This window comes from Paenibacillus sp. PAMC 26794, assembly GCF_000316035.1.
Lineage (GTDB): Bacteria > Bacillota > Bacilli > Paenibacillales > Paenibacillaceae > Paenibacillus.
The window spans coordinates 39,035-62,679 of sequence record NZ_ANHX01000081.1; the positions used below are offsets into that span (position 1 = coordinate 39,035).

Annotated in this window: 12 protein-coding genes; all 12 read left to right on the forward strand. The window is 43.8% G+C overall.

Annotation, left to right across the window (positions count from 1 at the left end):
* Positions 1-70: 70 nt before the first annotated feature.
* Entirely contained in the window at positions 71-3,979 is a 3,909-nt protein-coding gene (locus D829_RS0126555; RefSeq protein ID WP_017691957.1) for an S-layer homology domain-containing protein, read from the forward strand.
* 204 nt (positions 3,980-4,183) lie between these two features.
* Positions 4,184-4,525, forward strand: coding sequence for a hypothetical protein (locus tag D829_RS0126560; protein WP_017691958.1), 342 nt, complete (start codon positions 4,184-4,186; stop codon positions 4,523-4,525).
* 580 nt (positions 4,526-5,105) lie between these two features.
* Entirely contained in the window at positions 5,106-8,063 is a 2,958-nt protein-coding gene (locus D829_RS32000) for an S-layer homology domain-containing protein (protein WP_017691959.1), read from the forward strand.
* A gap of 181 nt (positions 8,064-8,244) precedes the next feature.
* Positions 8,245-10,860, forward strand: coding sequence for a hypothetical protein (locus D829_RS0126570; protein WP_017691960.1), 2,616 nt, complete (start codon positions 8,245-8,247; stop codon positions 10,858-10,860).
* A gap of 135 nt (positions 10,861-10,995) precedes the next feature.
* The gene (locus D829_RS0126575; RefSeq protein ID WP_017691961.1) at positions 10,996-11,562 is read left to right on the forward strand and encodes a hypothetical protein; all 567 of its coding nucleotides are present in this window, start codon (positions 10,996-10,998) and stop codon (positions 11,560-11,562) included.
* Positions 11,563-11,710: 148 nt separating this feature from the next.
* On the forward strand, positions 11,711-11,983 hold the full coding sequence (locus tag D829_RS0126580; protein ID WP_017691962.1) for an alpha/beta-type small acid-soluble spore protein: 273 nt from the start codon (positions 11,711-11,713) through the stop codon (positions 11,981-11,983).
* Between the two features lie 255 nt (positions 11,984-12,238).
* Complete coding sequence (gene metK, locus D829_RS0126585; protein ID WP_017691963.1) at positions 12,239-13,441, forward strand: methionine adenosyltransferase; 1,203 nt, start codon at positions 12,239-12,241, stop codon at positions 13,439-13,441.
* A gap of 192 nt (positions 13,442-13,633) precedes the next feature.
* Positions 13,634-17,347, forward strand: a complete 3,714-nt coding sequence (locus tag D829_RS0126590) for a SwmB domain-containing protein (protein WP_017691964.1) — start codon at positions 13,634-13,636, stop codon at positions 17,345-17,347.
* A gap of 296 nt (positions 17,348-17,643) precedes the next feature.
* Positions 17,644-20,367, forward strand: coding sequence for a stalk domain-containing protein (locus D829_RS0126595; protein WP_017691965.1), 2,724 nt, complete (start codon positions 17,644-17,646; stop codon positions 20,365-20,367).
* A gap of 47 nt (positions 20,368-20,414) precedes the next feature.
* Entirely contained in the window at positions 20,415-21,575 is a 1,161-nt protein-coding gene (locus D829_RS0126600) for a sensor histidine kinase (RefSeq protein WP_017691966.1), read from the forward strand.
* A 7-nt stretch (positions 21,576-21,582) separates the two neighbouring features.
* Positions 21,583-22,305 carry a response regulator transcription factor gene (locus D829_RS0126605; RefSeq protein ID WP_026081439.1) on the forward strand — a complete coding sequence of 241 codons (723 nt, stop codon included), beginning with the start codon at positions 21,583-21,585 and terminating at the stop codon, positions 22,303-22,305.
* A gap of 324 nt (positions 22,306-22,629) precedes the next feature.
* Positions 22,630-23,040, forward strand: coding sequence for a hypothetical protein (locus D829_RS0126610; RefSeq protein ID WP_152417152.1), 411 nt, complete (start codon positions 22,630-22,632; stop codon positions 23,038-23,040).
* Positions 23,041-23,645: the final 605 nt, after the last annotated feature.

The window sequence follows — 23,645 nt, forward strand, 5'->3', positions numbered from 1 at the left end:
TACTAAATAATTGGAACCTTTTGCCGATATATAAAGGTAACTGACTTAAAAAGAGGAGAGATGATACGTAATGCAACAAAAGAAACGGCCGTTGGTCTGGATCATGTTGGTCACCATGGTGTTCTCATTGTTCCCACAAGGTCTGTTCGGTGGGTCCGTTGCTTCGGCTGCCAACGCACAGACTACTTATTTCACACCAGATAATACCACTATTAGCAATACAGCCGATCTTAATTTGGATGACTCAGATAATGCAAGATTCCTATCCCGGTCTTTGGCTTACCAAACGACTTCAGGGACACTTACGATAACAGGTGCTTACGCTTTCGTATCCAAAGATACGATGCGGGTAAAGGTCGAACAGCTTAACTCCGTTCCTGTGACAGCGGGAAGCACCAAGATGAAGTGGGAAGCAGATGCTACTCGTGCGAATACGACTGCAGTTACTGCAAGCACAAGTGGTAACAATAAATTCTCTGCTAACAATCTGACACTGTTCCCGGGCTTCAACCGAATTACCTTTTACGGTAATCAGGGTGCAGTGGAACGCTCGGACACGTTCTATGTGCTCTATGATCAGGTTCCTTTTATTCAGGACTTCAAGATTTTTACCGATCCGAGCACTGGGTCCAACACGTCTTATGGTCTAAATGAAGGATCGCAGACTGTTGTAAATACACAGCTCGTATCAGTACAAGGTAAAGTTCAGAATTCATCCAAAGTTACGGTTTCCCTTAATGGCGGGGAAGAACTGGATACCCCTTTACTACCAAACGGGACATTTTTCACGCCCCAGCTTAAGTTGAATGCAGGATTGAATAATTTGAAGTTCACCATAGCGAATGGTTCCGATTCTGTGATTACAGAGCGTTCCGTTTATTATTATGATAAAAATCAGCCGTTCTCAGCGCTCAATGTAATTTTGAGTGATACCGACACCAAATCAGTACTCGATGTTACACCTACGTTCTCTACGGTTGCTAGCGGAGCTAAGCTTGATGTGCAATTAATATTGCCCTACACTGCCAGCAATAGTGCATTCGAGGATGTAGGGACATTTTCAGCTAATGGAACACCAATGACACTGACGGGTGTTAAGGAGGTCATCATTCCGGGTCCAGACGGAACTACACCCGAGTATCGTTTGGTAACATTCAAGACAGACAATGCATATGCATTGCAACCCGGTACAACCGATCCAACAAAACCTGCCAAGAATCAGACAGTCGATGTTGCAGTCGTTTATGGCAATTTCAGTGCCGGTTACAAAGGTAAATTTACTTACGCGCCTGACGTGAAGGCAATTACGAATATGTACTACCTTCCAGATTATGCTGGAGGAGCGGTAACGAACAAAGTCGCATTAAATAATGCACAGATTGATAAAGATAGCTTCTATATCCTAGTTGAATCGAGTCAAGACATTGGTACTGAATTACCAATTGGTCAATACATGCCTACAGGTACCAATAAGGTTAATATTTCGGCAACGGATAAGGCTGCTACTGGCCTTACAAGCAAACAAGCAGTATATTTGGTGAAAAACCTGGCCAATGGTACTCAGAAAATTCGCTTTTACTACACAACGCCAGATCCATATTACGACGTTACTGTATCTTACGCTTCTAAAAGCTATATCTATGTAGCCAACTTGTACGATGGACAGACGTATAACTTTAACTCAAGAATAACGAATACTTTAAAGGTAGATGGCGAGTTTATCGGATTCAGCACATTGAGCTCAAATCAATTTGTTCCCCAGTTGCTAGTGAATGGGGTCGATCAAAGCAAGGTTACTGGTTTCCCAGGAACAAACGGCAAGTTCTCATTCTCATTAGACATTAAGAAAGAGGGACCGCTAGTATACGGGGAAAACACGATCACGATTATTGGTACTGATCAGGATGGTGCGGGTAAAGCCAAAATTATTGAGAAAAAATTGAGAATTTACATCTCGGATAGTAACGTATCCAATATTGATAAATTCATGCCAACCCTTGTTCCTACTGACACTCGTCAGGAATTTTACGATGCAGATGTGAGCAAATACACAACAGAGGAAATGGACAAAATTTTCAAAGTTACACCAGATTTTGTGATTCGGGATGGCAAATATGTAACAAGTGAAGAACGATATGACCTTGTATTCAAAGGTGGCGGTGCACAGATTGCCAACTTATATTCTGGGTCAAAGCTGATATTTAGTTATAATCCGATCCCAGGTACGGACTTACAGGATATTAACAAGCAGACTTCAGACGGCCACACATTTGATTTTGCGGGAAATCAAGATGAATTTATGATTCGTATTCGTAACTATGTCTTTGATGCACCTGGCAGCCACGTCTATACGTTGGAGTTAATTAACGGAACAGGTGCAAGAACGACACAAAGACTCGAGATTGTAAGAGAACCTTCTTCCTATCGAATTCTGTCTCCTGTAGCAACTGTAGGAGAACAGATCGTAGTTACCAAAAACTATGTGCACTTTGATATTGAGGCTGAAGGAGCAACTCAGGTTTTGATCAATAAAGACCCTGCCGTTAAACGTCCGGACATGAATGATCGCTTTGTTCTGGATTATGTAGGACTGAAACAGGATAAGAGCAATGCTATCAAAATTCAGATTGTTAGGGATGGCGGTGCCATCAACGACACTGTCAACGTATTCTACACAGGTACAGTAGCGACAGATGCACAGTACATGGCACCTAAGATTGTCAATAAATACTCAGTGTTTAACAAGAAACTTGAATTGGCTTTCCCGAAAGGAACCATATTACAGTCCGCTGCAAAATCGAGCAGTGGGGTAATTAAGTTTTATCCTGACAACAAAATTCTGTTTGGTATTGCCGATCCAAAGGATGGCGTACTTGAACGGAAAAATGACTATGGCTTTAATATCGGACAGGCTGATCCTCGCAGTACGGGAGGATTGACACCGATCACAGTACCAACCATTTTAACAGAGCTGTTCAACTCGAATCTGACTACAAGTAACTTTGTGCCGATCTCTGATACGTATTGGATTAACGGTGGGATTGGTGAGCTTGGAGATAAAGGGACGAGTGGATATAAGCCTGGAACGAATGGTGTGACACCATACTCCCTTGAAGGAAGCTTTACGCAATATCCAACAGAACGTGTCCTGGTTCCTTCTAACCGGGGAACATTAACGCTTGCGTATGATCCAACCATTGTTGATGAAGTGGGTTCAACAATTACGGTATTCCGTTACACAGACAAAACCAACATTGGTGAATGGGTACCGATTGGCGGAGTAGTAGACACTAAGAAACACACAATTACAGTTTCCTTTGATGAGTTTGGTTACTACAAGGTTATGAAGCAAAGTAAAAGTTATCAGGATATCACAAATCATCCGTGGGCAAGAAATCTGCTGAATGCATTGTATTCCAAAGGGATCATGAATAACCTGCGTTTCAACGCATTTGGTTCAGATGATCAGACGACACGCGGAGAATTCGCTACCTTGCTAGTTAAAGGTCTGGATATCCCATTGAACTATACCAATATACAAACCTTTACTGACGTGTCTCCTACGACCAAGAGTGATACGTGGGACTATGCCTCCATTGAAACAGCGGCGAGAGCAGGTATTGTAACAGGTTTGAGCGACGGGTATTTTGGAGTAGAGGACTCGATTACACGTGAACAGGCAGCGGTGATGATTGCACGGGCAATGAGCAGCAAGCTTGCGGCCAACGATAGCAAATTGTCTTCAGCTTTAGCGAAGTCGTTCCAGGATTCCACTTCCATTGAGTACTATGCTCGTCCGTCAGTACAGGCGGTAACCAAAGCGAAAATCATGGAAGGTAGCCCTGTGCAGGTCACAGGATCTACAAAAACGTTGTACCAGTTTAACCCTAAAGGGAATTTGACACGTGCAGAAGCAGCCAAGATTGCTGTAGAGCTGCTTAAGAAGAGCACGAAGTTATTCCCTAAAACGTTGAGCTAATCTAGCATAGTTGAGATAATTTTAGGAAGGACCTTTCCCTTTTACTAAAGGGATGGGTTCTTTTTATGACTGAAGAAGAGCTTATATAGAATTCATTTATAATAGAAGAAATCTGTTTTTTACCAATAACTATTTTTGTAATTTGCTAGAGATTAAGATACAATAACGGTAAATACACAATGATCTAGAGGGTGAAGTTAGCTAATGAAACCGATTTATTCGAGAGCCCAGCTGGGCTACATGAAGGCAAAGACACAGTTCGAGAAGCAGGCAGTAATCCTGGAGAAAAAGTTGGAAGATACACGTAAGACAGAAGAGATCTCTCAGGAAGTAATGGAAGGACTTGTACAGTCCACCGGCTTCCATGATGCGTATAACAATCTGGTTCTGGCTGAGAATGAATTGATTGAATGGTCTCACACCACGATGAAGCACGAGAAAACATATCGGGAGAACAGACAACCAATTGACGATATGTATCTGAGATTGAATAGTGATCCGAATATGCGTGCTCAGATTATTGAACTGGCCATGAAAATTCGTTAAGTTATAGTCACTGATCCAAGAAGAGGGCCCTGAGGGCCCTCTTTTTTTATTTCGATATTTTAAGATTTTGTCGCTTCATCGTGGAAAATAACGGGTATAAATAAACGTCCACATCATTCCTTACGCAGGGTGATTATGGAGAAAGCGTCATAAATACAACTGCATTAAAGGTTTTGAACCCGTTAAAGACCCGCACTGCATCAATACATAAATAAATTCAAAACTTTTTTTGAGGAATCCGCAACTTTTTGAAATCTGCTGCGTTTAAGATGTAGAGTCGAAAACATTGGGCAACTTACCAAGAATGACCTCGTGAAGAATCTTGTCTATTTATTAGAAAAAATTGCTTTACGGCACGAGAGACCCATTGTATAATACGTAGGTAGGATTAGGAAACTACTCTATTTACGTGTGATTCTATTATGTTGTTTACAAGTTTCTGTGATATGCTCACAGACATCATTTATATTAACTTGCTCAAAACTCTGGAAAGGGGGTGCAACAATATATGAGGAATACGAGCGACCCTATTAAAGAAAATTCTAATGTTATGAACGCCCAAGGAGGAGACAAAAAGGTTATGAAGAAAATTTTATCCGTAGCATTGTCTACAGCAATGGCATTCTCAATGTTTGCATCTGTAGCATTCGGTGACACAGCAGTTTCACCACAACAACAGTTTGATGCATTGAAAGCAAAAGGTATCTTCTCTGGTTATCCAGATGGCACAGCAGGTCTTGATAAAGACATGACTCGTGCTGAATTCGCAAAAGTTATCACTAAATTGCTCGGTCTGAAAGAGATCACTGGAACTCTTTCTTACACTGACAAAAACTACACAGCTAAAAACTGGGCTGTACCTTACATCGAAGCTGTAACAGCTGCGGGTATCATGGAAGGTAAAAACGTAGAGAAAAAAATCTTTGACTTCAACGGTAAAGTGACAGTAGCTGAAATGGCTACAATCTTGACTCGTGCACTTGATCTTGAAATCCCAACTGAAACTAACAACACTGCAGCAGCATGGGCTAAAGGTTATGCTCAAGCAGCGATCAATGCAGGTCTGATCGACGCTAACGCTAACTTCGCTGGTAATGCTTCCCGCGAGTTGTTGGTAGGTGCAGCATTCGCAATCGATCAAGCTCAAAGCTTGAAAGTATCTTCTTACACAGTAACTGAAGGTGGAAAAGTTGTTGAATTCAAAATCAGCGACGGCGAAACTGTAAAAGTAACTTTGGATAAAGCTCTCGAAGCTAACAAAGAAACTGAAGTGAAATTCACTTACAAAGATAAAGAGTTCACTGAGAAAGTTACTTATGTAGTAACTACAGCTACTAAAGTTGAAGCAGCTACTGCATCCAACTTGAAACAAGTAGTAGTAACATTCGATGGATCTGTTGAAGAAGATTCCGCAGAAACTGTAAGTAACTATACAATCAGCGGATTGTCTATTGAAAAAGCTACTTTGGGTGCTGATAAAAAATCAGTAACATTGTTGCTGACTAACAGCAGTAACTTCGTTAACCAAAGACAGGCTTCTGTTGTAGTTAACAATGTTAAAAATGCTGATAGCTCCAAAACAATCAGTGGTACAGTTTCCTTTACACCACTTGATGTAGCAGTTCCAACAGTTGAGTCTGTTACAGCTTTGGGAACTAAAGCTGTTAAAATCAAATTCAGCGAGCCAGTTAAGTCTACTGGAATTATCTCCAGTAACTTCCGTATCGACGACAAAGCGATTGCAGCAACTGTGCAATACACTTATCCTGATACTGTAATCTTGGCAACTGAATTGACTGAAGGTGCTCACACTCTGCGTGTAAGCAATGTTCAAGATTACTCTAACTTGACAATTGTACCTAACACTGTTGAATTCACTGCTGCTACTGATACAACTGCACCTGTAGTTGAATCTGTAACATCTAAAGACCTGAAAGAAGTTACAATCACTTTCAATGAACCAGTGAAATCTGTTTCTGGTGCATATGCTAACGTTTCATCTATCACTCCAGAGACAACTACTGTAAGTGATAACAAAGTAACTTTGAAATTCAAAAATCCGTTGAATGCTTCTGAAAACAACATTCGTTTGAATGGTGTTACAGACTACAGTGGCAACACTGCAAACTTGGATGTTAAAGTAACTCCAACTTTGGACACAGTTCGCCCGGTAGTAGTTGATACTAAATTCGAGCGTGAAAATGGTAACTACGTAGCAACTTTGGTATTCAGCAAAACACTTGATGATGCATCTGCAAAAAATCGTGAGAACTATGTGTTGAAAAATGCTGCTGGTAATAATGCAACTACAACTACTGCAGTAAATACAAGTGGTAACCCAATCCGCCAACCTGTTTTGCAAGCTGATGGTAAAACAGTTAAAGTGAACTTTGGACCTACATTGAATAATGAAACTTATACATTGACTGTTTCTGGCGTAAAAGATTCTGCTACAATCGGTAACGTATTGCTTCCATACACAGTTTCCCTTCCTGTAGGGCAAGCTTCTGAGACTGCAATCAACAGCTCTTGGAAAACTCAAGAAAATGGACATAACTATGTTTACGTTCAATTCAATCGTGCTTTGGCAACAGAAGGTGCTGGTAGTGCATTGAATTCTTCTAAATATCTCTTGAACGTTGTTAATGGTAAGCAAATTGCAAAAACTGACAACGATGTTCAATTGATTACAGCTAACACTGTTCGTTTGGAAGCTACAAACTTGGACGCTTCTGAGTTTGGAAACTTGACTAGCCTCAAAGCAAATTATATTGCTGATTCCACTGGTACTTATCTTGCTGCTGGAGCAGGCTACTCTACTACTGCAACAGTTAAAAGCTCTAATAATGCTGTAGTATTGACTGATGACATTGAAGTTACTGGCAAGAAAACTGTTGTTGTTAAATTCGACGGTCAAATTTCCAACTATAATGCTGGCGATTTCGTTGTTAAAAACGGTGCTACTCCAACAGATGCAGGAACTACAGTTGCTACTGGATCCACTGCTACATTGTCTAACGATCAAAAAACATTGACAATTACATTGGACAAAAACTTGGATCCTAAGTTCACTACAGGTTTGACTTTGGTTCGTGTTGGAACAGGAACTGTTGATGCTTTCGGTAATGTTGTGACTCTTCCAACAACTGACGACGCTAATGTGTTGGTAAACAAAATTCCAGCATCTTTGGTTGAGACTAATCCAGTAGTTGTTGCACAAACAGATAACAAAACTTTCGACGTATCTGTGAAATTCGACAAAAATCTTGCGATTTCTTCAGATAAAAACCTTATCAAAGGATTGTTGAAAGTAGTTATCGGTAATCAAGAAGCAACTATTGATGATGTGACAACTATTGCATTGGATACTGACACTTCGATTTTGAAGTTCACAGTTAATACTACTAATGCTGTAGATGCTGGCGAAACAATCTTTAGTGTAACTTATACTGGTGGTTCTGCTGCAGTTAAGGCTACTCCAGGTGATGTTAATGTCGCTGCATTCAGCGAACAAGGTACATTCACTGTTACTCCTTAATTAATAATTATCTTCAATGAAGGACTCCTACTTAAATGTAGGAGTCTTTTCTTTTTTTATAAACTAGTTACGTTAAACGTTTTATAGAGATGGCCTTGTGAATTTAAACAACATCGTAACTTTCTCCTCTTCCCAAACGTTTATACTATATAGCAACAAGCAACTTATGGGAGGTTTGGAAGTGGATCAAAAGAAAATGTTTTTGAGCTTGCTCGCAAGTGCAATGTTGATCAGTTCAACGGCTGGCATCGCCATGGCAGCGAGCACAACCAATAAAACGTCTGCCGCCAGTTCAAATAGCAGTACATCGAAGAAAACGACAACAACAATGCAGAAGGTTGTACATACACTCGGTAACCTATCGGCTGTTAAAGTGACTGCACGAAGTTCCGTAAGATTAACAGATGTAAATATCTTGGCTCAGGACGATGGCAATGTGGTTACGTATACATTGTCTTACAAGAACAATGACAGCACCCCAATGATGATGCTCGATTACTGGAGCAAAGTGAAAACGAAGGGTGGAACATCGTTCTCGCCTAAACTTATCGTAAAAGATCAGGAAAAGAAAACCGTCGCGCCTGGATCAACAGTTGAGTTGACCTATGTCATGAAAGTGGGTCGCGAGGTGAAACTCAGTGATCTGAACTTCCTCATCGTGAAATGGGATTTCAGTCAAGCTAACTATGAACGTACGCTGGGTAAGTTTAACGTGCCCGCATCCTATAGCATTACTACGCCTGTAAGTAAGCCTAAGACGGTTCGTCTAAGCGACTCTGCGGTAAAGGTGAAAGTATCAGGTATTAAAGTGTTTCCAGGTGAGGATAAGAAACAGTATGTGAAAATTGGCGTGAATTTAAACAATATCAGTTATAAATTGCTTGAAAATCCAAATATCAAATGGATCTTACGTACGCCAAGTGGTACGAACTACCCGTTAACTCCGGATAAAGACAGCACGAGTGTCAGTATTCAGGCTCAAGCTAATAAGGCCCTTAATTTGATGGCATCTCTCCCTACGTCAGTGAAGCTGCAAAAGTCTGAGCTGTTGCTTGTAGAGGAACAGGGCGAAGAGAAAAGTGTTCTGCCTGTTGCTGCATTGCAATTGCCAGAGGCTAGCAAAACGAATGTAGAAGTCGCTGCCAATCAACCCAATATTATTTCAGTTGAAGGACAACGACTGTCCACATTGCTTGAATCTGCCAAAGTCCGAATTGATGATGGTGAGTATAGTCTTAACCTTCAAATGAAGCTGAAGAATGAAGGCAAGAAAGCCATTAAGGTGCCGACGTATACCTTCGAGGTACGGAATACAGACGGAACAGTCTATCCGATTGAAACTAAAGCATTGGATACATTGAAGTTGAACCCAGGCGATATCAAGACAATCAAGCTAAGTGTAACCCTTCAGGGTGATGGTGATACAAGCAAAATCAAGCTGTATGTAATGAGTCCGGTAGACAAAAATGAGAGCACAGAATCGACAACCTCTGCTCCAACGAATGGATTTGTTTTCTCCTATCCTGTTGGTGTCTATGCTATTCCTGAATCGGTATCCAGTGGAGATGGATTGACAACCGAGACAGTGATTAAGAACAATAAAGGAACGTTTGGTGTTTCATTGGGTTCTCTGCAACGTCTACCATGGTTGGATAGTGATATTATTGCTGCAAAAGTGACTATTCGTAATGCAAGTACCAAAACGGTGCAACTGCCTGAACTTGAGGCAATGTTTACCATAGATTCTGCTTTGATTGAAGGCGACAAGAAACTGATATACACCCAATCTGGAAAACTGTTGGGGGCTGGTATGACAACTGAAGCATACTTGTTAACCAAGATTCCTTCTGATCTGCGAATGTCTCGTTTAGAGGTTAGTTTGAGTGAAAAAGTGAGCGAGGAAGAAACGAATGAGTGGATTACGTTGAACACATCGGGCTTAATACAACCTGTTTCGTATGTTGGAACAGGCAAGACGTATACGTTGGGAATTGGTGATAAAGAGACGGAAATGGGCGTGCGCAGAACGATCCGTTATCCAGGGACTTCGTCGGATATCGTATATACGGAGTTCGAAGTTACCAACAAATCACTACGACAGAGCGGCCTTGGCAAACTTGTAGGTTACTTTAAAACAGCAGACGGGCAGTATTACCGTGCTACAGCGAAGCAAGCAGATAGTAAACCGGGTCCAGGCCAGAAGTCGATTGTGACGTTCTATGCCAAGCTTCCGAGGTCTGTGACGTTTTCTGACCTGCGTTTAGTTGTGGGCGAAGGTATAGCTGATAACAAGTTTGTTACAGGTGAAGGCGAGGCTACCGCCTATGTGAATGCTCTGGCATTCGAAGTACCGCCAACTTCGATCAGCGTACAGGGTTCCCTCACCAATATTGATCTCTATCCATATGCTCTGACAGCTAACAGTGTTCGTGCATATCTGGCGGGTAGCTCTTCCGTACAGATTGATATGAATTATAGTCTGAGTCGCAATGAGGAAATTGAGATGGGAGAGAACGAACATAAATTGATCCTTGCTATAACGGATCAAACAGGTAAAACTTTTGAGAAGGAAGTAACGCTTGGAACCGATCTCAAAGTTGGTAGTAATCAAACTTTGAACTGGAGTATTGAAGATAGTATTTATGAGAAATTACGTGGCGGTTCTTATCGCTTAACTGTGTATGACCAATTCCAAGGACAACGTATTCGTCTTGCAGAGCAAGCTTATGGATTCGACATTACTAAGCTGCCAAAAGAAGAATTTGAATTGCCAACGTTTCCTACGAATGGGCTCTAATTATAAATAACCATTACCATAAATATTTTATTAACCTCGTTTCCACCCCAACGGAAACGAGGTTTTGCTTGTCGCATCCCTATTTTTTCTCTATAGTTAAAGTTAATAGATTACCAGAGGAGGAAAATGATTCACATGAAACCCTATATGAAAGTATCCCTTGCTGCGCTCGCGATTGGTGTTGGCGTGTGGGTTGGGTCGGTATACAGCAATACAGCCATCGGTGCAGGTACAAGCCAGCCAGGAACAGCAGACGATCCGGTTGTAACGAAGAGTTATGTAGACCAGCAGATTCAGAAAGCATTAGGTGGTGGCGTTAGCACTGGTTCTGGCAACTCATCCGGTAGTAACTCCGGCTCTACGGGAACCGGGAACTCAGGTAGCACAGGTGGAGACACTTCACTTCCTCCACTGGTCTCAGGCGCTTCTGATGCCGTTGAGATCGTAACGGTGAAGCCGGGTCAACAGCTGATCGGCAAGTCTGGCGCGGAGTTCATTGTACGTAGCGGCAAGGCTGTGATCGTCAGTGAAGGTACGAATGGTGTAGCTGATCTGACGGACGGGATTGACCTGACGAATGGACAGGCAGCGCCCACCAATCACCTGCTCTCTTTTCCAAGGGATGGACGGGGGATCACGGTATTGGAAGGAAACAAATACAGCTTAACCGTAATGGTTCGTGGTGGATATACTCTGAAATAGATTTTGCAGCTATTAAAGGAATTATTCATTAGTCATACTTTTCATTTGCTCAGATTACCCAGTTCTAACAAACATTAATACGGCTAGCCTACCTTGTTCCTGCTCACTCTATAACTGTTGACAATCAATTAATGGAGGTGCAGGAACCATGGCTAGAAGCAATCGCAAAGTGGTACCCGAAAGTCGTCAAATGCTGGATCAGATGAAGTATGAGATTGCTGCAGAGTTTGGTCTCAATGTGGGTTATGGTGGCAGAGGTTTGGCTGGTGCGGATACAGAATTTGGATCTGAACTGGGTGAAGTGAGTGATCACTCCTATGGGCAATACAAAGGGTGGGGACATCTGACTTCCCGCGAGAATGGATCGGTTGGTGGAGAGATCACCAAAAGGCTAATTCGTCAGGCAGAGCAGCACTTATAGGGCATTTTCCATACCCCGTTTCGTTTGACACGTCTTGACAAATACGTTAAGATGGCACTTGAGGTATGCAACCTTTTCCACTAGGGAAAGGTTGATTTTCGTTTGAGGCAATTACCTGAAAAATCCTTATCTTCGGTACTGCGGACCCTGCGTCCTTATTCCATTTTGGAAAGCTTCGAGGGTACAGTGAACGAATCGCTGTCATGTTTTGTTCGGGCAATCGCCATACTACTAGTTATGGGAGGTTGAAACTTCATGTCTGTTAAAGGCCGGCATCTATTTACATCGGAGTCTGTAACCGAAGGACATCCGGATAAAATCTGCGATCAGATCTCAGACGCCGTATTGGACGCGTTTCTTGCAAACGACCCCAATGCTCGCGTAGCTTGCGAAGTTTCCGTAGCCACAGGCTTAGTGCTTGTCATCGGTGAAATCAGTTCAGCTTCTGAATACGTGGACATTCCGTCCATCGTTCGTAATACAATTAAGGATATTGGCTACACACGTGCCAAGTTCGGTTTTGATTATAACACTTGTGCAGTTCTGACTTCTCTGAATGAGCAGTCCGCTGATATTGCCCAAGGCGTTAACGCAGCACTTGAGAACCGTGACCCGGAACAAGTCGCTCGTGAAACAGAAAACATTGGTGCAGGTGACCAAGGTCTGATGTTCGGTTTTGCAACGAACGAAACACCGGAACTCATGCCTTTGCCAATCGCTCTGTCCCACCGTATCGCACGCCGTCTGGCGGAAGTGCGTAAGAACGGTACATTGGAATATCTTCGTCCGGATGGTAAAACGCAAGTAACGATTGAATACGACGGTGATAAACCGGTACGTGTGGATACAATCGTTGTGTCTACTCAGCACGCTGAGGAGACTACGCTGGAGCAGATCCAAAAAGACATCAAAGAACATGTAATCTTGCCTGTCGTTCCAGCTGGATTGCTGGATGAGCAGACTAAATATTTTATCAACCCAACAGGACGTTTCGTTATTGGCGGACCTCAGGGAGATGCAGGCCTTACTGGACGTAAAATCATCGTAGATACTTACGGCGGTTATGCACGTCACGGCGGTGGTGCGTTTTCTGGTAAAGATCCGACAAAAGTAGACCGCTCGGCAGCATATGCGGCTCGTTACGTAGCAAAAAACCTTGTAGCTGCAGGACTTGCAGACAAAGTGGAAATCCAGCTCGCTTACGCGATTGGTGTAGCCAACCCGGTATCGATCAACGTGGATACATACGGAACTGGCAAAGTCAGCGACGAGAAATTGGTTGAGCTTGTACGTAACAACTTTGATCTTCGTCCGGCTGGCATCATTCGTATGCTGGATCTGCGTCGCCCAATCTACAAACAAACCGCTGCTTACGGTCATTTCGGCCGTACAGACCTGGATGTACCTTGGGAGCAAGTGGACAAAGTAGACCTTTTGAAAACTCAAGCAGGTCTGTAAGTTATCTAACGCTATATGGTCATCCAATGAAGCCCTTGATTCCGCTATGGAATCAGGGGCTTTTTGCATCTTTTTACAAAATTAAGAACCATACATTTCCATTTTGTTAATTGAAAATCTTCCTCTGACCGACATAAATATAGAGGTCTGTATATCAGACAATTAGGATATTGAGATAAGGGGGAAGGTTGGGTGTTTGTGAAAAAAATGGCCCGCAAGGGATTGGTTAGTCTTATGGTTGTGATGTTAGTTGCACAAGGCTGGTTGACCGGTTGGGTAGGTATGGAACCTGCATATGCAGCAGACGAGTTGGCTGGGAAAGGGATTAGTGCCACGATTCCTCTGTTAAACGCTACTCAGGTGGATGGTTCTGTATCACTCAAAATTGAATTCAATAACCCGGTAAAGAAGGTTGAGGGTACAACAGATAAAATCACCATTCGTCGAATATCTGATAGCTCCATCGTTACAGAGATTGAAGTGAATAGTCCGGCGGTAAGTGTCAGACCAGATGATATCGATATTAATGCAAACCTAGGGAAAGTGGTAGAAATTAAACCAGCTTCAGCTTTGCCAGGCGGTAGCTTCTATGTTTCTATTGGCAGTCAATCTTTTGCCTATGAGAATAATCAACCCTTTGCAGGCTTAAATAGGGAGTGGGTATTTCATACCGCTGGGCCCAGTGCCGCTCGATTAGTAGGTCGATCTCCCGTTAATGCGGCTACAGGTGTAGCGCCGTCTGCCAATATCCTGCTTACCTATGATCAAGCGATGTCGAGAGGTAATGGCAAGCTACAGATTTATCAAGGGAATACGTTATTCGAAGAGGTTGATGCCAGTTCTTCACAGATCAGTTTTAACCCAACCCAAACAACAGTTACGATTGATCCCGCTAAAAATTGGACGAATAACAGCACAATATACATAGTTGTACCAGAAGGTTTTTTACGTGATGCCAACGGGAATGACAGCCGGGCTATACAGCGAAGTGACTGGGGATTCACTGTGCTCTCTGACCCTGCAGCATTAACTGTGGCCTCCATGTCTCCAACGAACGGGGCAACAGGTGTAGCGCTGTCAGGTGAGTTGACCCTAACGTTCAACAAAGAACTGGACACTAATTATTCAGGGCAAGCCACACTTAAAAATATTAATGGTGGAACGGTTAATGCTACAACAATCATAAACAGTTCAAATAACCGTCAGTTACGCATCATTCCACAAACAAGTTTGACGAGTAACACAACGTATACGATTGATATTCCTGCTAATGTATTTCGAGATAAATCCGGAAATTTGTTCACTGGATTGAATGGAGCTACAGCATGGACCTTCAGAACGTTGTCTGTTGATACAACCGCCCCTGTACTTAAGACAGTAAAAATGTACAGTAATACGATCATCCGATTAACGTATGATGAGTTGCTTTCAACCCTTGATCCGTTATCATCAAGTTTTGCAGTTACGGTTAATGGTGAAAATCGGAATGTAAGCTCATCCTACGTGTCAGGTGATAGTGTGTATGTTGTACTTGATACGGGAGTAGCGGTAGGGCAGGTGGTGAGAATCGCTTATACACCTGCAACTGGGATACGCAAGATTCAGGATCTATCACTTAATGCAGCGCCAGCATTCTCTGCCAGAGACGTGGAGAATGGTCTGGATTCAATCATGTCCAAGCCACGTGAAGGTATAGCGTATACGAATACAATTAATCTCTATTATCCTGAGACCGTGTATATTAACTCAAGTGATGCATATAAACAATTTAGTGTTACTGCAGATGGATCAGTTGTGGGTGTCAGCAGTATGTCGACTAATAACAGTTCACTTGTTACATTGAATCTCAGTCGTTCAATATCTAATGGTGAAGTTGTCCGTGTATCCTATCAACCGGGTGAACAGCCTGTTAAAGATAGTCGTGGTCAGGCACTTGCTGGTTTCAGTGGGTTTTATGTGCGCAATAACAATGATACGAAGCCGCCTGAATTCCAGAAAGCTGAGATCAATAGCAATAAACTATGGATCTACTATAATGAGCCATTAAGTCGATTGAACAAACCTTTGAACAATCAGTATTCCGTATTGGTAGATGGTAAAGCCGTATTTGTTAATAATGTAGACATCGAGGACGATCTTGTTACACTAACGCTTGCTTCACCCGTAACAAGTACACAGATCGTAACCCTTTCTTATGTTCCAGGGGCATATCGTCTGACAGACTTAGCTGGTAATCAAGCAGCTCTGCTGGATCTTGTGCCTGTGACGCATACTTATGGGAACGGAACGATCTTGTCAGGTGTTTTACAAGGGGACACAATACGGATTAATTTCCGAAACGCGTTAAAAACAGAGCCGTTATTAACACCTGCTCAATTCAAAGTACTGATTGGTAGTAAGACCATTCCGGTGAATTCTGCCTCTGTAACAGGATCAGTGGTTACCTTGAAACTTTCCGAAACGGTACCGGCTGGACAGACGGGTACGGTTACTTACACACCTGGAACAGTGTCGCTTAGAGATGCGCTGAATTCTGAGGTAGGGGCTTTCGGTCCGTTAACACTTCAGGAGAGCACAATTACTAATCCCACAGATACTACAGCAGTAGGGCGTCCAGCGTGGCTGACCGAGTGGAGTGCGGCTGATTCTGGATTTGGTCAAGGACTTCTGGTCATGAGTACGGATGTAGCTTCTGCCAAGAGTTCCCCATCACATAATAATCGTACAACGCAGCAATATACGATCGATGATACCAAGCTTGGTCAAGCATTCGAATATGCTTCTGCAAATTTTAAATTAAACCAACCTATATTGTTTGAGGTACCGGCAAGTAATGAGACGGCATACGTTGGAATTCCATTCCATAAGCTATCCCAAATCGCTTCCAGGTATCGCACAGGTACGATTGGAGTCAAATATAAAGACAGCATATGGAGTGTGCCTTTATCTGAACTGAACCTGGTAAGTATGGGACAAAGTGCAGGAATTACTACAGCTCCGGGTACGGCAACACTGTATGTACAGATGGAGACTGTGCCAAGACTTTCTGCAGGCTCCATGGAATATGTTTTATCGAGATCCAACGCTCAGAGTCTGGGAGATGCCACGGAGGTATTCACCACATTATTCAATGGCAACACAGGCAAAAGTGTGGAACAGAATATCAAAAGCCAGTACTGGATTAAGCTTCCTGGCAACACATCCACTACTCTAACGGGATTGACTGCGATTGATCCCAACACACAGGCATTATCCTATGTACCGACCGGATTTAGAACAACGTCAACTGGAATTACAGCAAGAGGATTACTTAATGGGAATCAGATTGTAGCACCGATAACACATCTGGTTAGCTTCCCGAACACGGCAGATTGGGCACGTAATGCTGTAACCGAATTGGCCTCCAAATGGATTATTACCTCAGATAATCTTGGAACATACAATACAAATACGAAGATAACAAGAGCAGAGTTTGCAGAATGGGTGGCCAAAGGTTTGGGGCTCAAAGCCAACGCGACAGCGGCACAAAAATTCAAAGATCTTGGCAAGAAAAGTTCAACGAATGCATTAATTGGTGCAGCGGTTGAAGCCAAAATCATTGTGGGCACTAGCGATGGAAAATTTCAGCCCGACCGCTTAGTCACTCGGGAGCAGATGGCAATCATGTTGGTTAGAGCAATGAATTATGCCGGGCAATCACCATCTCTTCAATTATCTGCAAAGAACACGCTGTCCAGATTTAAGGATGCAGATAAAATAAAATCTGAGGATGCTGTTGCGAAGGCAGTTCTAACAGGAATTATCCAAGGGGTGTCATCAACAGAATTTAAGCCTTTAGACAGAGCAACAAGAGCACAGGCTGCAGTAATGCTCAAACGTATGCTGAATCAGATTGGTTACCTGTAGTAACGAGTCCCACGAAATAACTAATACTATGTAAGAGGCATATCAGCCAGATTAAACTTGCTGATATGCCTCTTTTTCGTTGAGATGGACGAGAACAGCTAAAACCGGCAGTAAGGATGTGCCCAGTTATCTATTTTCAAAATCTATGCATGCTAATATAGGGACAAACGTAACTTTTTCCACAAAAAGCAGTCTATTAATAGAAGAGTATACTAGAGATCTCGCTATCTGCTGCCTACTTGGCAGTGTTCGTGATGTCTAAGATTGATATACAAGATGGGAGAGACGTTTCAGACATGCTGGGGAAACATGGGAAACAGCTGGAAGACGTTAAGGGCAGTAAGGTGAAGAAATGGGCGATTGTAACGCTGGCGGGTGTGATTTGGATTGCACCGGTGATGAGCACAGGCGGACAGATGTGGTCAGGTACTTCGTGGCAATCAGTAGCCGCAGCAGCATCTACGAATACAAGCAAGTTAAGTGAAGAAATTCTGACTTCGGGTGCGAAGCTCATGAAATACAGATATACAACAACACGTTCCGGTTCCAAGGTCAACGTACTGGCGGATGTGATCCAGGTGGATCTACAGAACCCGTATGTGAAGCTGGATGTGATGACAGGCAAGGGCGGTAATCTGAACAGCAAACAGAGCACAGGTGCTATGGCTAAGGAAAATGGTGCAGTAGCCGCTGTGAACGGTGATTACTTCAATGTATCCGGAGAGCTCGCGCCGATTGGTGGACAGGTCTCCGATGGCGTATTGGTTTCCACACCTTCCGAACTTTCAGGCATGTATGCCCTCACGGTGACCAAGGATGGCAAGCCGATGATCGACGAGTATTCTTTTGACGGGACCGTGAAGGCACAGGATGGTTCAACCTTTGCTTTGCGTGGGATAAATAAAGAGGATTACACGGTAGAGTCGGGTGCAGTGAAATATAGTCATGCCAACTCGATGTATATTTATACACCTGCATGGACCTCCACCAAACGTCCAAATGACCCTTCCACTACGCCGACAGAGGTTCTTGTGCAGAACGGAGTCATTACCCAAATTTCGGATAAAAAAGCGTTAAACATGACGGTGCCGCAGGATGGGTACATTTTGCGTGCGCATGGAACAGCGGCGACATGGATCATGAGCCATCTATCCGTTGGGCAAACCTTGGATGCGGATTACAAACTGAAAGCTAAAACAACCGGGCAATCGGTCGATCCAAGTAATCTGGAGATGATGATTGGCGGTCATACCATTTTGGTGAATGGTGGTAAGGCAGCTTCCTTTTCCCGTGATATCGCTGCGTCCGGCATTGGTGGCATTCGTGCAAGAACGGCAGTAGGATACTCCCAGGATGGTCGGTATGTCTACATCATTGCAGCGGAGAAAAACAGTAACAGCAGTGGGATGTCGCTGACAGAACTGCAATCCTTTATGACCAGTGTGGGTGTCTGGAAAGGCATGAACCTGGACGGAGGCGGCTCCACAACCATGGTAACCCGTCCGTTGGGTGAGCAAACCGCTGGTCTGACGTTCAACACAGAGTATGGCACCGAGCAACGTCAGGTTGTAAACACGCTGGGTGTGTTCTCTACGGCTCCTGTAGGTAAACTGAAGGGCTTTGCCGTGAGTGGCAGCCAAACGTTGCTGGTGGGGCAAGAGGGCAAGTACACAGCCAAAGGATATGACACCTACTACAACCCGATTGCAACAGGCGATATCAGCATGTCCTGGAAGTCCAGCAACAACAGTATTGTGAGTGTTAGCAACGGAACGATCAAAGGCGTGAAGCCAGGTACAGCAACGCTGACGGCAACGAGCAATGGAGCTTCATCCTCCATTAAAGTATCGGTACTGGGTGGAAGTGAATTGGCTTCCCTGACTGCAGGATCAGGTCTTGGTTCCCTCAAAGCGGGCACAACGATGTCCATTCCGGTAACGGCAACGACGAAGAGTGGACAAAGTGTTACGGTTCCTGCGGATTCGCTGACATGGGAATTTATCGGATTCAAAGGTAAAGTTACTGCTGACCAATTAACCGTATCTTCCGTCAATTCCGGTGCACAAGTTGGATATGCGATTGGTCGTTATGATGGTTATAGCACAGTCGTAGTACTCTCGGCTTCTGCCAGCGAAACGATCTGGGAGAACTTCGAGAACGTGAATTATCCGATTAACTTCACGACGGACGCATCGGGTGTAACTGGTACGGCAACAGTCACAGCAGGAACTGGTGAAAAAGCCGGCTCCAATGTACTGCAACTTGGTTATGATATGACTGCTGGAACAGGTAAAATGTACGCTTATGCACAACTGAATGGTTCTACTGGCAGAGAGGTATCTGCAGCGGCTACGTCGATGTCGATGGATGTTATGGGAGATAAAAGCCTGAACTGGTTACGTGCCGAATTCACGGATGCCAATGGCAAAACGGTATATGCTGATCTCGCCAAGGCGATTGACTGGAACGGGTGGAAGAAGCTGAGCGTGGACCTGAACGGACTGAACATCTCCTATCCGGCGAAGCTGAAGCGGGTCTATGTGGTGAACGTGGAAGAAGGTCAGGATGAGCGTGCGAAATCAGGTACGGTTGCTTTTGACAACATCGCCTTCACGATGCCTTCCAAGTCCAGTGAAGTCGGATTGCCTACGGGTACAGCTTCGCTTGTGCTTGGACAGAAATCAATGACAGTGAACGGAACGAATAAAGCGATTGATGCAGCACCGGTCCTGAAAAATGGTACCACGTATGTGCCAATCAAACATGTTTTGGACGCTTTTGGTGGTCAGGCAAGCTGGGACAGCAAAAATCAGCGGATCACGGTATTACGTGGTGGCAAGCTGATTGATCTGGTTGTAGGGCAGAAAGAATTCATTCTGAATGGTAAAAGACAGAGCGCAACTGTTGCACCATACGTAACGGGTGGTAGGACTTTAGTCCCGCTTAGACTTGTTTCCGAGCAACTTGGTCTGACTGTAAAATGGGAACAGAAAACGAAGACCGTTACCATCTCATCGTGATATGGTATGATATATACCGGAAACGATAGAAATGGAGTCGAACAAACGTGGATTTACAAGCCGATGCCATAGACCGCGTCATTAAAAACGCCATACAAGTCATGGAAAACAGCAAATATCAAATGTTCGAAATTATGGACGCAACTCGTGATGAGCTGAAAACACTCAACGAGGAGTTAAAGTCGGTGCTGAAGGAGACGGCGGAAACGATCGAGAAAGTAGATCAGTTGGAGCTGAACTACCGCCGTTCCCGGATCCGGCTGACTGAGGTTAGCCGTGACTTTGTCCGTTATTCCGAGCATGATATCAAGCAGGCGTATGAGAAAGCAACACAGCTGCAGCTGGATCTGATGATTTATCGTGAGAAGGAAATGTATCTGAAGGCTCGTCGGGATGATCTGCAGAAGCGTGCCAAAAATGTGGAAGCTTCCGTAGAGCGTGCTGAGACCATCGGTTCGCAGATGGGTGTTGTACTCGAATACCTGTCAGGTGAACTGGGTCAAGTGACCCGGATCATTGAAAATGCCAAAAATCGACAAATGATTGGTTTGAAAATAATTTTGGCCCAGGAAGAAGAGCGGAAACGTATTGCTCGTGAGATTCATGACGGGCCTGCCCAGATGCTCGCCAATCTAGTGCTTAGGACGGAAATTGTAGAAAGAATGCTCATTAAGCAGGATTTTAAGATGGTCCAGGCCGAAATAGTAGATTTGAAAGGCCAGGTTCGTTCCAGTCTTGAAGAAATGAGAAAAGTTATTTTCAATCTGCGTCCTATGGCACTGGATGATCTGGGACTGATTCCAACGCTTCGGAAGTACGTGCAGGATTTTGAGGTAAAAACGAAAATCCGGTCGCTTTTTGAAACAAGAGGTAAAGAACACCGTTTATCTTCCGCGATGGAGGCAGCGATCTACCGCCTCGTGCAGGAAGGTCTGTCGAATGCTGCAAAGCATGCTTATCCCACTTATGTTGTAGTGGAAATTACATACCAGGCTCAGCTCGTCAAAATTGTCGTTCAGGACAATGGGCTTGGGTTCAAACCGGAGCTTCTTGCGAAGAAAAGCAAGGATCATACCCACTTCGGTCTGATTGGGATGAGAGAACGGGTTGAACTGTTAGAAGGAAGAATAGAGATTGAATCCGGAGAAAATCAAGGAACCAAAATAGTGATTCATATCCCGACAAACGTGGATAAGGGAAAGGAGTAGCAGGATGATGGAAAACCGTGATACTGGTAAAGCATCGATTAAAGTTCTTTTGGCTGATGATCATCAGCTGTTCCGTGAGGGACTGAAACGCATTTTAAATATGGAGGACGACATTGAGGTCATCGGCGAGTGCGGCGATGGTATTCAAGTGCTCGAATTCTGCAATCAGGATAAACCTGATATCGTATTGATGGATATTAACATGCCGATCGAAAACGGGGTTGAGGCAACGGAGAAATTGCGTGAGCTGTTCCCTGATGTCAAAGTGATTATCTTGTCCATTCATGATGATGAAAGTTATGTATTTGAGACGCTTCGTAAAGGGGCTAACGGATACTTGCTGAAAGATATGGAGGCCGAGTCTCTGATCAATGCGATTCGTTCCGTGCATGAAGGACATGCGTTCATTCATCCGAAGGTAACTGGCAAACTGATCATGCAGCTGCGTCGTATGACGTATCTTAATGAAACAGGGGCAATGAGTGAAGGAGCTTCGAAGGAAGCAGGCGTTAAATTTGTCGCTGGCGACAATAACCCGCTCACACGTCGTGAAGCTGAAGTACTGCGTTTGATGGCAGAAGGTAAGAGCAATAAGATGATTGGTGAATTCCTGTTCATCAGTGAAAAAACGGTAAAAAACCATGTCAGCAGTATTCTGCAGAAGATGGAAGTAGACGACCGTACTCAAGCTGTTATCAATTCGATCAAATATGGTTGGGTTACGCTCTAATACCTTATGTTTTTCGTAAAGCAGTATTCTTACGGTAAGTCAGTCCATTGGTTGATTCAACCTTGACGAAGTATAGATTGGTGTTCACTCGCGCCCTTTCCAGAATGTTGGATTGGTCTGCGGGTTAATGGACTTTATCACTGCAAATGAGAAAAGCGTAAGGTTGTGCGGAACATATGTTCAAGCTTAGGCGTGAATGAATGACCTGGCCTGTCTTTCTTCGTCCGATGTCGATCAGAATGGAATATGAGTGATAGGAAATGCAAGTGTAACCCTTCAGGAAGTACGGCATATACTTGTTGTATACAGGGATGTTCGCCATGGGTGAGCATGACCTTCCGAGGAGGTGCAGTTGCCATGGTTGCTCATCTGACTATGATTCTGCTCATATACTTCCTGGCGGCAATGGCCGTTCATGCCATGCACCAGCGCCATCTTTCCCGTCCGGAATCTGAAGGTTTCGAGCAGATCCTGCTCATCCCTTCCAATCAGGCAGGGCGGATCGAAGGCATTGTAAGAGCGCTTTGCCGGGAATTGTTATACCGTGGAAAGAGCTTCAGACTAACAGTTGTTGCTGATCGTACAGAAGCGGAAACGATTACGATTATTGAAAAGCTTATGCAAAGGCAAGGGATGGAGACATCTTATCTGCCTGCTGTCCCTGCTGATATTGAACGGGTAGCACAGACCGATCACACGTTTCGCTTGATTGATTTGCGTGAGTCAGAGCAATAAATCATCAGGTGAACGGGAATTGGGATTAGCATTTCGCAGATCTACAGTGAAAAGATTACAGCAGAAGCTGTAGTCTTTTTTTGTAATTGTAGCCAAGTCTGCTTTTAAATTAAAAATGGGTTTTTATGCAATCTATGGTTATTGTCTGGGTGCGGTGAGTTCTTGATCACAGAAATAAGATTTTCGAAGTCAGAACTCTTAATTTAAAAGTATAGACGATACAGATTGGAAAAAGTTTCGCACTTTAAGAAAGATTCTGGTTATTAGCAGAATTGTATGCTACTTGACTAACCTTGTGATGTAGAGACTCAATTGGTATAGTGATAAGTAGATTGATCATAAGAAGATGGAATATGGACATGAAGCACATGCTCCGGCGAACAGCCGGGTTGGCATGTGCTTTTTTTGCGTTTGGGAGAAAGTACGTTGGGGGAGGAGAGTAAATGAAAGTTGCCTTATATGTGTGCCGTGTAGGAGAAGGGTGGAGCATGGTGTTATCACTCGACATTCGAGTGGATGTGGCTTGGTGGCTGGAGGGAGGAAGTGGGCGACATGTGCTGCGCTGGTTGCTGTTAGACAAGGCGTTACCGTTGAGTCAGGCATCC

What these genes read in the sequence shown, in the direction of transcription:
- D829_RS0126555 (WP_017691957.1), top strand. Translation starts at nt 71, where the DNA reads ATGCAACAAAAGAAACGGCCGTTGGTCTGGATCATGTTGGTCACCATG.
- D829_RS0126560 (WP_017691958.1), top strand. Translation starts at nt 4,184, where the DNA reads ATGAAACCGATTTATTCGAGAGCCCAGCTGGGCTACATGAAGGCAAAG.
- D829_RS32000 (WP_017691959.1), top strand. Translation starts at nt 5,106, where the DNA reads ATGAAGAAAATTTTATCCGTAGCATTGTCTACAGCAATGGCATTCTCA.
- D829_RS0126575 (WP_017691961.1), top strand. Translation starts at nt 10,996, where the DNA reads ATGAAACCCTATATGAAAGTATCCCTTGCTGCGCTCGCGATTGGTGTT.
- D829_RS0126580 (WP_017691962.1), top strand. Translation starts at nt 11,711, where the DNA reads ATGGCTAGAAGCAATCGCAAAGTGGTACCCGAAAGTCGTCAAATGCTG.
- metK (WP_017691963.1), top strand. Translation starts at nt 12,239, where the DNA reads ATGTCTGTTAAAGGCCGGCATCTATTTACATCGGAGTCTGTAACCGAA.
- D829_RS0126595 (WP_017691965.1), top strand. Translation starts at nt 17,644, where the DNA reads ATGCTGGGGAAACATGGGAAACAGCTGGAAGACGTTAAGGGCAGTAAG.
- D829_RS0126605 (WP_026081439.1), top strand. Translation starts at nt 21,583, where the DNA reads ATGGAAAACCGTGATACTGGTAAAGCATCGATTAAAGTTCTTTTGGCT.